10 protein-coding genes are annotated in these 13,300 nt (G+C 67.8%); 6 read left to right on the forward strand and 4 right to left on the reverse strand.

The genetic code is table 11. The features are described 5' to 3' along the window. The first annotated feature begins 60 nt into the window (after window positions 1-60). Genes AC3ANK_RS04450 through AC3ANK_RS04465 form a run of 4 tightly spaced genes read left to right on the forward strand, consistent with a single transcriptional unit; the run spans window position 61 to window position 5,932 of the window. A complete protein-coding gene (locus tag AC3ANK_RS04450) occupies window positions 61-1,602 on the forward strand; it encodes a hypothetical protein (RefSeq protein WP_484172211.1) in 1,542 nt (513 codons plus the stop codon). Beyond that, window positions 1,599-2,342 (forward strand): hypothetical protein, encoded by a 744-nt coding sequence (locus tag AC3ANK_RS04455; RefSeq protein WP_484172212.1) that lies wholly within the window; start codon window positions 1,599-1,601, stop codon window positions 2,340-2,342. The genes AC3ANK_RS04450 and AC3ANK_RS04455 overlap by 4 nt, the downstream gene beginning before the upstream one ends. Next, window positions 2,335-5,142, forward strand: coding sequence for an AAA family ATPase (locus AC3ANK_RS04460; RefSeq protein ID WP_484172213.1), 2,808 nt, complete (start codon window positions 2,335-2,337; stop codon window positions 5,140-5,142). Before AC3ANK_RS04455 ends, AC3ANK_RS04460 begins: the two co-directional genes overlap by 8 nt. Next, a complete protein-coding gene (locus tag AC3ANK_RS04465) occupies window positions 5,078-5,932 on the forward strand; it encodes a fructosamine kinase family protein (RefSeq protein WP_484172214.1) in 855 nt (284 codons plus the stop codon). The genes AC3ANK_RS04460 and AC3ANK_RS04465 overlap by 65 nt, the downstream gene beginning before the upstream one ends. Before the next feature lie 178 nt (window positions 5,933-6,110). Here AC3ANK_RS04465 and AC3ANK_RS04470 read toward each other — a convergent pair whose 3' ends face one another. The 3 genes from AC3ANK_RS04470 to AC3ANK_RS04480 all read right to left on the reverse strand — a co-directional run bounded on the left by AC3ANK_RS04470 (window position 6,111) and on the right by AC3ANK_RS04480 (window position 9,573). After that, entirely contained in the window at window positions 6,111-7,130 is a 1,020-nt protein-coding gene (locus AC3ANK_RS04470; protein WP_484172215.1) for a zinc-binding alcohol dehydrogenase family protein, read from the reverse strand. 55 nt (window positions 7,131-7,185) lie between these two features. After that, window positions 7,186-8,211, reverse strand: a complete 1,026-nt coding sequence (locus AC3ANK_RS04475; protein WP_484172216.1) for an aldo/keto reductase — start codon at window positions 8,209-8,211, stop codon at window positions 7,186-7,188. 114 nt (window positions 8,212-8,325) lie between these two features. Beyond that, window positions 8,326-9,573 (reverse strand): MFS transporter, encoded by a 1,248-nt coding sequence (locus AC3ANK_RS04480; RefSeq protein ID WP_484172217.1) that lies wholly within the window; start codon window positions 9,571-9,573, stop codon window positions 8,326-8,328. A gap of 146 nt (window positions 9,574-9,719) precedes the next feature. On the opposite strand from AC3ANK_RS04480, the gene AC3ANK_RS04485 reads away from it, so the two are divergent. Continuing rightward, window positions 9,720-10,637: a LysR family transcriptional regulator gene (locus tag AC3ANK_RS04485; RefSeq protein WP_206859786.1), complete on the forward strand. Its 918-nt coding sequence runs from the start codon at window positions 9,720-9,722 to the stop codon at window positions 10,635-10,637. 213 nt (window positions 10,638-10,850) lie between these two features. On the opposite strand, the gene AC3ANK_RS04490 is transcribed toward AC3ANK_RS04485, so the two are convergent. Continuing rightward, on the reverse strand, window positions 10,851-11,642 hold the full coding sequence (locus AC3ANK_RS04490) for a DODA-type extradiol aromatic ring-opening family dioxygenase (protein WP_484172218.1): 792 nt from the start codon (window positions 11,640-11,642) through the stop codon (window positions 10,851-10,853). Window positions 11,643-11,790: 148 nt separating this feature from the next. Here AC3ANK_RS04490 and AC3ANK_RS04495 point away from each other — a divergent pair, with 148 nt between their 5' ends. After that, entirely contained in the window at window positions 11,791-13,254 is a 1,464-nt protein-coding gene (locus tag AC3ANK_RS04495) for a bifunctional 2-methylcitrate dehydratase/aconitate hydratase (protein WP_484172219.1), read from the forward strand. Window positions 13,255-13,300 lie beyond the last annotated feature (46 nt).

The raw sequence follows: 13,300 nt of genomic DNA on the forward strand, positions 1-13,300 counted from the left end.
AAGGGTTGTCTCCCGCCCGCCCCTCGCCGAACATGGCCCACCCGTAGTTTCCGGTCCTGTATGGACGACGCTTCCGCACCCCTGCAGGACTACCTCCGCGCCGGCATCGTCGCGGCCGACCTGCCCGACCTGCATCCGCTCCTGTCCGCCCGCGACCTCCTGCGCGCCTTCTCGACCCTGTTCCACGGTGGCGAGGAGAGCGTGATGGTGCGCCTGCTGGTGCTGCGCGCCATCGGCGAGCGCGGCGCCGCCCCGGACTGGAGCCCGCAGGAGCTGCGCGACCACTTCGCCTACCTGGACCCGGTGAAGTTCGACACCGTGCTCGGCCGCCTGCGCGAGAACGACCTGCTGCGCTGGGATAACGACACGCAGCGCTACCGCATCAGCCCGGTTGGGCGCCAGGCGCTGTCGTCGATCGGCCTGCTGCTGCAGTTCAACCGCGAGGGCGACGAGCTGGCCTACGTCACCGCGCAGCTCGCCGCCGGCCAGGCCGTCGGGCGCGTGCGCGGCGACGATCTGCAGCACCTGTTGTCGCGCCTCAACGAATACCGCGAGGATTTCGACCAGGCCGTGCTCAGCGGCTCGGAGCACCGCATCCAGCGCGCCGCCGGCACGCTGCAGCAGGTGTGGCAGTGGGTCGAGAAGGGCACGGCGATCGTCAAGGAGATCGCCGCCGACGAGGAACTCGACGCCGCCACGCATCGCGTCGCGCAGCAGATCGGTCGCGCGCAGAGCTCCATGTTGCGGCAGGCGTCGGTGTTCCAGCGGGCGCTGAACCAACTCGACCGCCACCGTGTGCACATCGGCGCGAGCGGCCTGTCGTCCACCGACGTCAACCGCTTCCTGCGCGGCATGGACACCGATGCGCTCGCCGCGCTGGCGGACGACGCGCTCGCGCGCGTGGTCGCGCCGGCTTTCATGCTGGCGCCCATCGCACTGGACATCGCCGAATACGAGCTGGTCGAACGCGAGCGCGAGGCGCAGGAAGACGCCTCGCTGCCGCCCGCGCAGGACGCGCCCGACGACACGCAGGCGCCGGTGGCCGAGAACGACTACGCGCACGCGGAGCAATGGTTGTCGCAGCTGACCTCGCTCGAACGCGATGCCGACACGGCGCTGTCCGACTGGGTACCGCAGGACGGCTTCGCGGTCAGCGCGTACCGGCTGTCGCTGCTCGGCCTGATCGGCGACCCCGGCGCGGAAAACCGCAACGGCGTCAGCGCATCGATTGCCCAGCTGCCGCTGCGCTGGAAGGTCGGCACGCAGTTCGAGCAGGTCAACCGCGCGGGCGTGGCGTACATGAGCCGGGCGTGGCTGACGGGGAAGGACGACGCGGCGTACGAGGCCGACTCGGTGAACCACGGCGACGACGAATGCGATGCAGGTAGCGAAGCCGACACGCATGCCGCTCCGAAACCTTCCAGGAAACCGTCATCCCGGCGAAAGCCGGGACCCAGGCCCGTAGCGTCCGACGACGCCGTGCCTGCTTCCGACGCTGCCAGCCTGGATCCCGGCTTTCGCCGGGATGACGGGCAAAGCGAGGCAACGGCGAAACAACCAAAGCAGAAAAAGAAATCCGCCGCAACAACGGAAACCCCATGAGCGATCCCACCGCCACCCTCATCGCCCGCCTGCTCGCCGAGCGCTGGTTGCCGCGCGACGACTCCGCGGTGCGTCAGGTCCTGGTCGACGCGGAACTGCGCGACGACCTCGACCGCCGCCTCGCCGGCGTCGGCCTGCGCCTGCTCGAACATCCCTACGCCGCTCACGTCGCCGTCGGCGTGGCGCGCGCGCAGGAGAACGATGTCTTCGGCAGTGCGCGCGCGTGGGCCGCGAGCAACCTGCAGCTCGATCGCGACGCGCTCGCGCTGCTGGTCGTGCTGTGGTCGCTGCTGGTGCTGCCCAAGCGGCAGCGCCAGATCGCGCGGCAGGAAAGCGAACGCCAGCAGGACCAGGAGCAGATGTTCGCCGAACTCAAGCCGGTACCCGTCGGGCAGGACATGGTCGAACCGATCAACGAACGCACGCTGGTGGCCGACTTCGGCGACAAGCTCGGCGGCAAGTTCCGCATCAATCTTTCACTCGGCGCATTGCAGCGACACGGCTTCATCGTGCGCCGCAAGGAACGCATCGCCGAAGGTCCGCTGCTGGATCTCGCCTTCGATTACGAACGCATCGCCAGCCGCGTGATGGACGGCGCGCTGTCGTTCGTCGTCGAACAGGCGCGCGCGACGCAGGCGGCCAACGCCGACAGCCTCGACGACGTTGCGTACGACGCAACGCTCGACGACGACCTCCACGAAAGCAGCGACACCACCGAAGAGGCACAGGCCGATGTTTGAGTTCCGCAGCCTGGAAGTCGTGCACTGGGATTACTGGCAGCGTTTCCAGCTGCCGCTCGACGCTTCGGTCATCACCGTGGTCGGCCCGAACGGCTCGGGCAAGACGACGCTGCTCGACGCGCTGCGCACGCTGCTCGCCATCGAGGACCGCGAAACCGCGCGCGACTACAAGACCTACCTGCGCCACAACGGCAAGGGCCAGGCGTGGCTGCGCGCGGTGGTGAGCAATCGTCCGGATCGCCGCGGCGGTCGTCCGTTCTTCCCGATCAAGGACGAGACCGTCACGCTCGCATGCCGCATCCGCAAGCGCGGCGGCGACTGGTCGCGCGATTACCAGATCCTCGCCGGAGACGTGCCGGTCGAACAGATCGAAACCGGCGGCGAATGGCTCGGCGTGCGCGACTATCGCGTGCGACTGGCCGGCGCCGGCCTCACGCGCGCGATCTGCCGCGTGCTCACGCTGGAGCAGGGCGCCACCGACAAGCTCTGCCAGCTGTCGCCGCGTGAACTGCTGCAGCTGGTTTTCGACGTGTTCGAGGACAAGGCCGTGCTGGACGACTACCAGCGCGCCAAGAGCGAACAGCTCGACGTCGAGAAGGAAATCGAACAGCTGCGCCACGGGCTGGGCGAGCTGCATTTCAAGCTCGAATCGGCGCGCGTGGACGTGCGTTCGTTCGAGGAAGGCCAGGCGCTGCGCAACCAGCGCCAGCGACTGCAGGCCGAAATCGCGCCGAAGATCGAACTGGCCGACCTGCGCGCCACGCTGGAAGGCGCACGTCCGCGCCTGACCGGCCTGCGCCGCGCGCTGCGCGAACGCGAGCGCGTGTTCGACAACCTCCGCACGCGTGAAGCCAATGCCGTCGGTCAACACGACGAACTGCGCGCGGCGATCGAACGCGCCCGCGCCGACGTGCGCGCCTGCGAAACCGAATTCACCGCTGCGCGCGATCACGCGCGCGATGCCGAGATGCTGGTGCGCCGTCGCGACGAACTCGCGCGCGTGCAGGCGCAGCGCGGCGCGGTGGACGTGGAAGCACTCAGCCGTCGCGTGGAAGAAGGCCGCCGCCGTCAGGCCGAACTGAAGCTGGAAGCCGAACGCGATCGCCAGCGCACCGGCGAAATCGCCGCGCAGGTCGCGGCGCTCAGTGGTGGCGGACGCATCGTCGAGCCATTCGAGCGCGATTTCCGCACCGCGCTCGACAACGCGGGCATCGAACACCGCGTGTTGACCGAACTGGTCGACATCGTCGATCCGAAGTGGTCGGTCGCCGTCGAAGCCGTGCTGGCGCCGTATCGCCATCTCATCGTGCTGGAGGATCCGCGCGACGAAGGTGCGGCGTGGAAGCTCGGCGAGAAGATGCAGTACCGCCACTTCGTCGTGTCCACGCGCACGCCGGTGGAGAAGGCGACGAAGGGCTCGTTGCTGGAAGTGGTGAAGTTCTCCGCCGAGCCACCGTCGTGGCTGCCCAAGCAACTGGACAAGATCCAGCGCGTGGAGGACATCGAGGACGGCCGTCGCCTGCCGAAGGGGCAGGACTGGATCACGCTGAAGGGCTACCTGCGCGAACATCGCGGCGGTCGCCACATCGGCGGCGGCGCACCGCATTTCGGCAGCGGCGCACGACAGGCGCGACTGGACGAACTGCGCGCCGAACAGATCGACATCCAGCAGCGCGCGCACGCGCGCGAAGACGAACTGAGCGAGCTGGGCAAGCGCGTCGATGCGGAGCAGACGCGACTGCTCGGCCTCGACGCCGGTCAGGAACTGGTCACGCGTGCAGCGGAATTCGCCGACGCCGCCGAACGTCTTCCCGCGATGGCCGAAGCCGCGCAGCAGGCGGCGGTGGCGCTGTCGGAGGCGCGTTCCCGTCTTGATGGGCTCGAAGCGGAAGACAAGGCCGAAAGCATCGCCGACGCCACGCGCGCGGGCGAGATCCGTTCGCTCGACAACGAAGTGCGCGAGCGCGCGCAGCAGATCGCGCAGGAACGCCAGCAGCTGGTGCAGCGCATCGTCGAGTTCCGCCGCAAGCGCGCGCTGATGCCGCATGCGTGGCGCAGCGCCGACGCCTTGCGCCAGGCGCGCGAGGAATACGAAAGCGCGGGTGCCGTGCGACGCGAACTGGAGCGCATCGACGAGCGCCTGCAGCGCGGCGGCTACATCGAGGACGAAGGCTGCATCGCGCTGCGCGACAAGTTCGCCGCCGACCACGACGGGCTGGAGTCGACCATCGGCAAGCGCGAGGCGCACCTGCATCGCGCGCGTCGCATCACCGAGGAAGCGCGCGGCGCGTACATCAACGTGTTGCGTGCGACGGTACGCCGTTACAAGAAGAACCTCGCGGCGCTGGGCGAACTCGCCGGCATCGGCGTCGACGTCGAAATGCCCGAGCTGGTGAACGAGGACGTCGCGCTGGCGCAGGCCGGATTGACGGTGAAGTTCGACTTCGACCGCAAGGGCTGGATCGGGCTGGACGATGGCGAAGCGTCGGGCGGCCAGCAGGTGATGAAGTCGCTGCTGCTGCTCGTCGGCCTGCTGCGCGACGAGGACCAGCCGGGCGGCTTCGTCTTCATCGACGAACCGTTCGCGCACCTGGACGTGTTCAACATCGAGAAGGTCGGCCGCTTCCTGCGCTCGACCGATGCGCAGTACATCCTGACCACGCCGATCACGCACAACCTCAACGTGTTCGAGCCGTCCGACCTGGTGCTGGCGACGAGCAAGCGTCGCGGCGGCAATGCGTGGGCGGAACCGGTGGCGGTGCTCAAGCGCGACCGTCGCGACGACGCGCAGGCGGCGTGACGTAACGCGGATGAGGGCGGGGCGCCAGCAGGTCGAACACTCGACGTACCGCAATCTTGCGGTCGTCGTGAAGCGCTGGCCGGGCGCGCCGGCGGATTTCTTTACCGCCGAGGCGACGGGATTGGCGGCGTTGTCGGGCGCAGGTGTCTTACGCGTTCCGCGCGTGCTCGCGCTCGAGCCGGAGCGGCTCGTGCTGGAGGACCTCGGCGAAGGCACGCCGAAGGAGACGTTCTGGACGCGCGCCGGTGAAGGACTCGCCACACAGCACGCGCTGCGCAACGCGCGTTTCGGCTTCAAACGCGATGGCTATTGCGGGCCAGCCCCGCAGTCGAACGCGTGGACGGAGGATGGCTGCGCGTTCTTTTCCGAACGTCGATTGCTGCCGCAGGCGCGTCGCGCGCTGGACGGCGGGCATCTTGTTTCAGACGACGTGGCTGCGGTCGAACGCGTGTGCTCGCGCCTGCGCGAACTGATTCCCGCGCAGCCGGCGTCGCTGCTGCACGGCGATCTGTGGATGGGCAACCTGCATTGCTGCGCGGACGGCGCGCCTGCGTTGATCGATGCGGGTGCCGTGCACTATGGCTGGGTAGAGTCGGAGCTGGCGATGCTCACGCTCTTTGGTTCGCCACCCGATGCGTTTTGGCGTGCGTATGCAGCGCACGCGACGGTGGCGAGCGATTGGCGCGAACGTGCGCCGATCTACAACCTCTACCATCTGCTCAATCATCTGAACCTGTTTGGCGGGAGTTATCTCGCGGGTGTGCGTGAGGTGTTGGCGCGGTTCGTGTAGTTAACCGTCATTCCAGCGAAAGCTGGACAACAACGCCCTGCGCTTTTGTTGCCCGGGTAAGCGAAGCGCACCCGGGTTGGAAGGTGGTCGCGTCCCCGGGTGCGCTTCGCTTGCCCGGACTACATGAGCAATCGCTGTTGCGCTCTTGATCATCATCCCCGCGAAGGTGGTCAGACCACTACCAACCCGACACCACCAGCTTCCCGATCGTCGTCCCCGACTCCAGGCGACGATGCGCCTCGCGCAGGTTCGCCGCATTGATCGGCGACAGCGTTTCCCGATGTGTGCCGCGCAGCTCGCCCGAATCGATCAACGATGCGACGCGCGCAAGGATGCGGCCCTGTTCGTCCATGTCGGGCGTCTGGAAGCGGGGACGTCCGAACATCATTTCCCAGTGGATGCCGATGCACTTGAACTTGTATGGGTCGCCCAGTCGCACCGGATCCTTCGGTTCGACGATCAGGCCGACGTGGCCCTGCGGCGCGAGGATCTCGCCGAGTTCTTCCCAGTAACGATTGGTGTCGTAGAGGTTCAGCGCGGCATCGACGGTTTCGAAACCCAACGCCTTCAGCTGCGGATGCAGCGGTTGGCGATGATCGATGACGTGATGCGCACCGAGTTCGCGACACCACGCGATGGTGTCCTCCCGCGATGCGGTGGCGATCACGGTGAAGCCGGCGCGTCGTGCGAGCTGGATCGCGATCGACCCCACGCCGCCTGCGCCGGCGATGATCAGCAGCGACTTGCCTTTGCCGCCGTTTTCGCTGTCGTACGGCATGCGCTGGAACAGCAGTTCCCACGCGGTGAGCGCCGTGAGCGGCAACGCGGCGGCCTGCGCGGCGTCGAGCGTCTTCGGCGCGTGCGCGACGAGGCGTGCATCGACGAGCTGCAGCTGGGCGTTGCTGCCGGGGCGCGTGATGTCGCCGGCGTAGTACACGCGATCGCCGGGCTTGAATCCGCTCGCCTTGTCGCCGACGGCTTCGACGATGCCGGCCGCGTCGTAGCCGAGCACTTTCGGCTGCGCTTCGACCTGCGGCTTGGGCGAACGCACTTTCGTGTCGACGGGATTGACCGATACCGCTTCGACGCGCACGAGCAGATCGAAGCCGGTCGGCGCCGCGGGATCGGGCAGTTCGACGTCGACGAGCGATTGCGGATCGTCGATGGGAAGGTAACGCGTGAGGGCGACGGCTTTCATGGGGACCTCGAGAGTAGTGGTCTCCTCCCCTGCAAGCAGGGGAGGGAACGGTAAGTCACACCGGCGACGGATTACGTTCGAACGTGCGCTGATGCCAGTACGGGTACGCCGGCGTCACGGCGCTCGCGGCATCGAGCTTCGCGACCTGCTCCGGCGTGAGGTTCCAGCCGACCGCGCCGAGGTTCTGCTTCAGCTGTTCCTCGTTGCGCGCGCCGATGACGATGGTCGAAACGGTCGGGCGCTGCAGCAGCCAGTTGAGCGCGATCTGCGGCACCGTCTTGCCGGTTTCGGCGGCGATTTCATCCAGCGCATCGACCACGCGATACAGCAGTTCCTCGTCGACCGGCGGGCCGAAATCCGAACTGCCCGGCAGGCGGCTCACTTCCGGACGCGGCTGGTTGCGACGGATCTTGCCGGTGAGGCGCCCCCAGCCAAGCGGGCTCCAGATCACGCCGCCCACGCCCTGGTCGAGGCCGAGCGGCATCTGCTCCCATTCGTAATCGCGGCCGATCAGCGAGTAGTACGCCTGGTTGGCGACATAGCGCGTCCAGCCGTAGCGATCGGCGGTGGCGAGCGACTTCATCAGGTGCCAGCCGGAGAAGTTCGACACACCGAGGTAACGGATCTTGCCCGCGCGCACGAGATCGTCGAGCGTGCGCAGCGTTTCCTCCACCGGCGTCTTCGCATCGAAGCCGTGCAGCTGGAACAGGTCGATGTAGTCGGTGCCAAGGCGCTTGAGCTGCGCGTCGATCGTGCGCAGCAGATGGAAGCGCGACGAACCGACGGCGTTGGGATCGTTCTCGTCGAAGCGGAACGTCGCCTTGGTCGAGATCAGCACCTTGTCGCGGCGGCCCTTGATGGCCTCGCCGAGGATGCTTTCGGCCATGCCGCCGGAATACACGTCGGCGCTGTCGAACAGGTTGAGGCCGGCGTCGAGGCAGATGTCGATCAGTCGCGACGCTTCGGCGACATCGGTATTGCCCCACGAACCGAACAACTGCCCTTTGCCGCCGAACGTGCCGGTGCCGAAGCTCAGTGCGGGAACGCGGAAGCCGGAATTGCCGAGATAACGAAAGTCCATCGTGGAATCCTCTGGAAGCCTCTTCCGCGCGCGGAAGAGGGTGGGGGTGAGGGGAGGAAGCGGCGGCGTTCGAGCGTGCCACCGCCGTTGATGCGTTTCAGTGAACCCGGTGCGTCAGGCCGCTTCGGCGGCGCAGTCGCGCGGCAGGGCCTCGGTGCGCGCGGCGCGACGCTCGATCTGCACGCTCCACAGTGCGACGAGCAGGCCGGCGGCGGTGACCAGCGCGGCGACCCAGGTGATCGCGGCAAGTCCCGGGTCACGTTCGATCACCATGCCGCCGAGCCACGCGCCGGTCGCATTGCCGAGATTGAACGCGGCGATGTTGAAGCTCGACGCGAGGTTCTGCCCGGCACCCTCGGCGAAACCCAGCACGCGCAGTTGCAGCGGTGAGACGGTGGCGAACGCGGCGATGCCGAGCAGGCCGACGAAGGCGACCATCAGCACCGGGCTGTGCAGCACGAAGCTCATCACCGCCAGCACGACGGCCAGCGCGAACAGCGTGCCGAGCAGCGCGGGCGTCGCCCGGTGGTCGGCGAGTCGGCCGCCGAGCAGGTTGCCCACGACCATGCCGCCGCCGAACACCAGCAGGATCGGCGACACCGCAGCGTCGGAGAAACCGGTGAGCGTCGTCAGCAGCGGCTGCACGTACGTGATCACGACGAAGACGCCGGCGAAGCCGAGCATGGTCATCAGCAGGCCAAGCAGCACCTGCGGACGCGCGATGGTCGCCAGTTCCTCGCGCAGCGGCGCCGGTTCGGTGGTGTCGCGGCTGCGCGGCACCAGCAGCGCGATCACCGCCAGCGACACGACGCCGACCAGGCCCATCGCCCAGAACGTCGAACGCCAGCCGAAATGCAGGCCGAGCCACGCGCCAACCGGCATGCCCAGCAGCGTCGCGAGCGTCAGTCCGGAGAACATGATCGAGATGGCGGACGCCTTGCGTTCGGCCGGCACCAGGCCGGTGGCGACCACCGCGCCGACGCCGAAGAACGTGCCGTGCGTGAGCGAGGTGACGACGCGGGCGATCATCAGCGTCGTGTAGTCCGGCGCGAGCGCGCAGGCGAGATTGCCGACGGTGTAGATGCCCATCAGCGCGAGCAGCACCGCCTTGCGCGGCATGCGGCGCGTGAGCAGCGTGAGGATCGGCGCGCCGGCGAACACGCCCAGCGCGTAGCCGGACACGAGCATGCCGGCGGCGGCGATCGAGACATGGAGGTCCGCGGCGACCTGCAGCAGCAGGCCCATGATCACGAACTCGGCGCAGCCGATGCCGAAGGAGCCGGCGGTCAGCGCGTACAGCGCCAGCGGCATGCGGCCGGGCGCGGTGCCGGCAGCGGGAGAAGCGGAAAGGGGAGTGGCCATGGGGCGTGCTTTCGAAGGGAAGCGCGCAGGCTAGGCCCTTGCATCTTGTCGGGAAACCGGCAGGATCGCTAAGGAGTTTCAATGAAACGTTGATAATCCCGAATCCCGAATCCCGAATCCCGAATCCCGAATCACGAGCCAGACCAATGGACCGCATAGGCGACCTCACCCTGTTCCTCCGCGTGCTCGACCTCGGCTCGATCAGCGCAGCCGCGCGCAGCCTCGATCTGTCGGTCGCGGTGGCGAGCCAGCGCCTCAAGCGGCTGGAGCGCGACCTCGGCGTGCGCCTGCTCCACCGCACCACGCGCCGCCTGCACGCCACGCCCGAAGGCGCCGCGCTTGCGGAGCAGGGGCGGCCGCTGGTGGAAGACCTGGAGGCGCTCACCGGCGGTCTGCGGCAGGCCGCCGCGGAAATCAGCGGCACGTTGCGCGTCACCGCGTCGGCGTCGTTCGGGCGCCAGTACCTGTCGCCGCTGCTGCCCGAGTTCCTCGCGCTGCATCCGCGCGTGAAGCTCAGCATCAACCTCACCGACCAGATGGTCGATCTGGTCAGCGCCGGCGTCGACCTGGCGATCCGCATCGGCGCGCTCGACGACTCCTCGCTGGTCGCGCGCAAGCTCGCGGTGAACCGGCGCGTGGTGTGCGCCTCGCCTGACTACCTGCGTCGCCACGGCACGCCGCGCACGCCGCAGGATCTGGTCGAACACGAATGCGTGCTGCTGGTCGGCAGCCAGGGGCGGCAGGACGTATGGCGTTTCGGCGATGGCTCTGGCGGAGAGATCGTGGTGCGCGTGCGCGGTCGCATGGAGACGAATTACGGCGAACTCGTGCGCGATGGTGCGGTCGCGGGAATGGGCATCGCCATCCATTCGAACTGGCACGCCAGCCGCGACCTCCGCGAAGGCCGCCTGGTGCAGGTGCTGCAGGATTACCCGATCGCCGAAAGCGGCATCTACGCGGTGATGCCGCAGCGGCGCCTGGTGCCGCCACGCGTGCGGGCGTTCGTGGATTTCCTGGCGGAGAAGTTTGCGGACCCGCCTTGGGAAATGGATTCGCGTACTTGAGTTCTGAAGTCCCTATCCATCGGAAGAGGGGTCGAGGGGGAACGAAGGGCCAACGGCAAACGCACGGTGCAGTGATGCGCCTGTGGTTCAAAGCTTCTGTAGCCCGGGTAAGCGAAGCGCATCCGGGGAAGCTGCCGCGCCTCAATCCCGGGTGCGCTTCGCTTACCCGGGCTACAAGAGCTACAAGAGCTACAAGAGCCCGGGCCGGGCAGTTCAGTCGAACGCGAACGCATCCAACGCGAGCGACCCGAACTCGTACGAGCGATGCAAGGTCCGCACGTTCGCCATCGCACCACCGGCGCCCAGCGCCACGAATAGCGGCATCAGGTGCTCCACGGTCGGATGCGCGCGTCGCGCATGCGGCGCGCGCGCGTGCCAGTCGATCAACGCGTCGACGTCGTTCGCCTCCAGCTTCGCACGCATCCACTGTGCGAACTCGTCGGCCCACGGCGCGATCGGCGCGTCGGCGTGGCGCCAGTCCAGTTCGCCCAGGTTGTGCACGAAACCGCCCGAGCCGATCACCAGCACGCCTTCGTCGCGCAGCGGCGCGAGCGCGCGGCCGATCGCCACGTGCTGTGCCGCATCGCCGTGCGGCATCACCGACAGCGGCACCACCGGGATGTCGGGCTGCGGATACATGCGCCGCAAGGGGACCCACACGCCGTGGTCGAGCCCGTGGTCCTCGCGCACGCGCGCGGGCAGTCCCGCCTCCGCCAGGCGCTTCGCGATCGCCTCCGCGAGGTCCGGCGAACCCGGCGCCGGATAGCGCAGTTCGTACAGCGCCGGCGGGAAGCCGCCGAAGTCGTGCACGGTCCGCGGTTGCGCGGCGCCGCCGACGAGCGGCGTTTCGCTGGCGAAATGCGCCGACGCAACGACGATCGCCTTCGGCCATGGCAACTCGCGGCCCAGGGTGTCGAGGAAGCGACCGGCCGGGGAATCCTGCACGGCCAGCATCGGCGAGCCGTGGGAGAGGAACAGGCTGGGGAGTCGGATGGGAACGTCCATTCCATGAAACTTGAGCCTGACAGGGCAATTTTCCAAGCACGGGCGCCGGTCCGGTGCGTTCCGCCCGTCGCGCTTCGCCCCGGGCTTTTCACGGCCGGCGTGCGAAGGGTGCACCAACATGGCGGTCTTCACGCATGGAACCGCGCGCATGAGCCACGCCCAGGTCCGCTCCGCCGTCCGTCCGCCGCCGGACGCGCCGATGACGCGGGTCGCCGATTACGTCCTCGATCCCGGCGTCGGTTCGCGCGAAGCCTTCGAGACCGCGCGCTTCATGCTGCTCGACTCGCTCGCCTGCGCCGCGCTGGCGATGGACCACGAGGAATGCCGCAAGCACCTGGGCCCGCTCGTGCCCGGCGCGGAGATGTCCGGCGGCGCACGCGTGCCGTACACCGCGTACGAACTCGATCCCGCGCAGGCGGCCTACAACATCGGCACGCAGATCCGCTGGCTCGATTTCAACGACACCTGGCTCGCTGCCGAATGGGGTCATCCGTCGGACAACCTCGGCACGATCCTCGCGATCGCCGATTACCTCGGACAGCAGGCGATCGCGCAGGGCAGGGCGCCGATGACGCTGCGCGAGGTGCTCGGCTGGGCGATCAAGGCGCACGAGATCCAGGGCTGCTATGCGCTGAAGAACGCGTTCAATCGCGTCGGTCTCGATCACGTGATCCTGGTGCGCCTCGCATCGACCGCCGTCGCGACGGCGATGTTCGGCGGCAGCCGCGAACAGGTCGTCACCGCGATCTCGCACAGCTGGATCGACAACGGCGCACTGCGCACGTACCGGCACGCGCCCAACACCGGACCGCGCAAGAGCTGGGCCGCGGGCGATGCGTGCCGGCGCGCGGTGATCCATGCGCTCAACGCGATCAAGGGCGTGGTGGGTTATCCGAGCGCACTCACCGCGCCCACGTGGGGTTTCTACGACGTCGCTTTCGATGGCAAGCCGTTCGAGTTCGAACGCGACTTCGGCAGCTACGTGATGGAAAACGTGCTGTTCAAGATCAGCTTCCCCGCCGAGTTCCATGCGCAGACCGCGGTGGAATGCGCGATGCAGCTGCATCGGCTGGTCGCTCCGAAGCTGGAGCACGACGGCGTGGAATCGGTCGAACGGATCGTCATCGAGACCCAGCAGGCGGCGCTGCGCATCATCGACAAGACCGGCCCGCTGGCCAACTACGCCGACCGCGACCACTGTATCCAGTACATGGTGGCCGTCCCGATGCTCTTCGGCCGTTTGACCGCGCAGGACTACACCGACGCCGTGGCGATCGATCCCCGGATCGATGCGCTGCGCGCGCGGACGACGGTGGTGGAAAACCCCCGTTTCACCCAGGAGTACTTCGATCCCGACAAACGGTATATCGGCAATTCGGTCCAGGTGTTCTTCAAGGACGGTGCGTCGACGCCGAAGGTTTCGATCGACTTTCCGATCGGCCATCGACGCCGGCGCGCGGAAGGCATGCCCGTGCTGATGCGCAAGTTCGAACACGCGGTCGCTTCGAAACTCCCTGAAATGCAGGCACGCACGTTGACGACGCTCGCTTCCTCGCCGGGCGGATTCGATGCGGTGCCCATCACTCAGTTCATGTCGTTGTTCAGGAAATGAACCCCCGCGTAGCAATGAAAACGCAGGCGGGAACTCCTGCGTTTGT

The sequence above is a fragment of the Lysobacter sp. SCRH-1R genome (assembly GCF_057747855.1).

Excerpts from the sequence above, each read along its gene's own strand:
- AC3ANK_RS04490 (WP_484172218.1), bottom strand. The coding sequence starts at position 11,642 with ATGGACGTTCCCATCCGACTCCCCAGCCTGTTCCTCTCCCACGGCTCG.
- AC3ANK_RS04475 (WP_484172216.1), bottom strand. The coding sequence starts at position 8,211 with ATGGACTTTCGTTATCTCGGCAATTCCGGCTTCCGCGTTCCCGCACTG.
- AC3ANK_RS04495 (WP_484172219.1), top strand. The coding sequence starts at position 11,791 with ATGAGCCACGCCCAGGTCCGCTCCGCCGTCCGTCCGCCGCCGGACGCG.
- AC3ANK_RS04470 (WP_484172215.1), bottom strand. The coding sequence starts at position 7,130 with ATGAAAGCCGTCGCCCTCACGCGTTACCTTCCCATCGACGATCCGCAA.
- AC3ANK_RS04480 (WP_484172217.1), bottom strand. The coding sequence starts at position 9,573 with ATGGCCACTCCCCTTTCCGCTTCTCCCGCTGCCGGCACCGCGCCCGGC.
- AC3ANK_RS04485 (WP_206859786.1), top strand. The coding sequence starts at position 9,720 with ATGGACCGCATAGGCGACCTCACCCTGTTCCTCCGCGTGCTCGACCTC.
- AC3ANK_RS04455 (WP_484172212.1), top strand. The coding sequence starts at position 1,599 with ATGAGCGATCCCACCGCCACCCTCATCGCCCGCCTGCTCGCCGAGCGC.
- AC3ANK_RS04450 (WP_484172211.1), top strand. The coding sequence starts at position 61 with ATGGACGACGCTTCCGCACCCCTGCAGGACTACCTCCGCGCCGGCATC.
- AC3ANK_RS04465 (WP_484172214.1), top strand. The coding sequence starts at position 5,078 with ATGCGTGGGCGGAACCGGTGGCGGTGCTCAAGCGCGACCGTCGCGACG.
- AC3ANK_RS04460 (WP_484172213.1), top strand. The coding sequence starts at position 2,335 with ATGTTTGAGTTCCGCAGCCTGGAAGTCGTGCACTGGGATTACTGGCAG.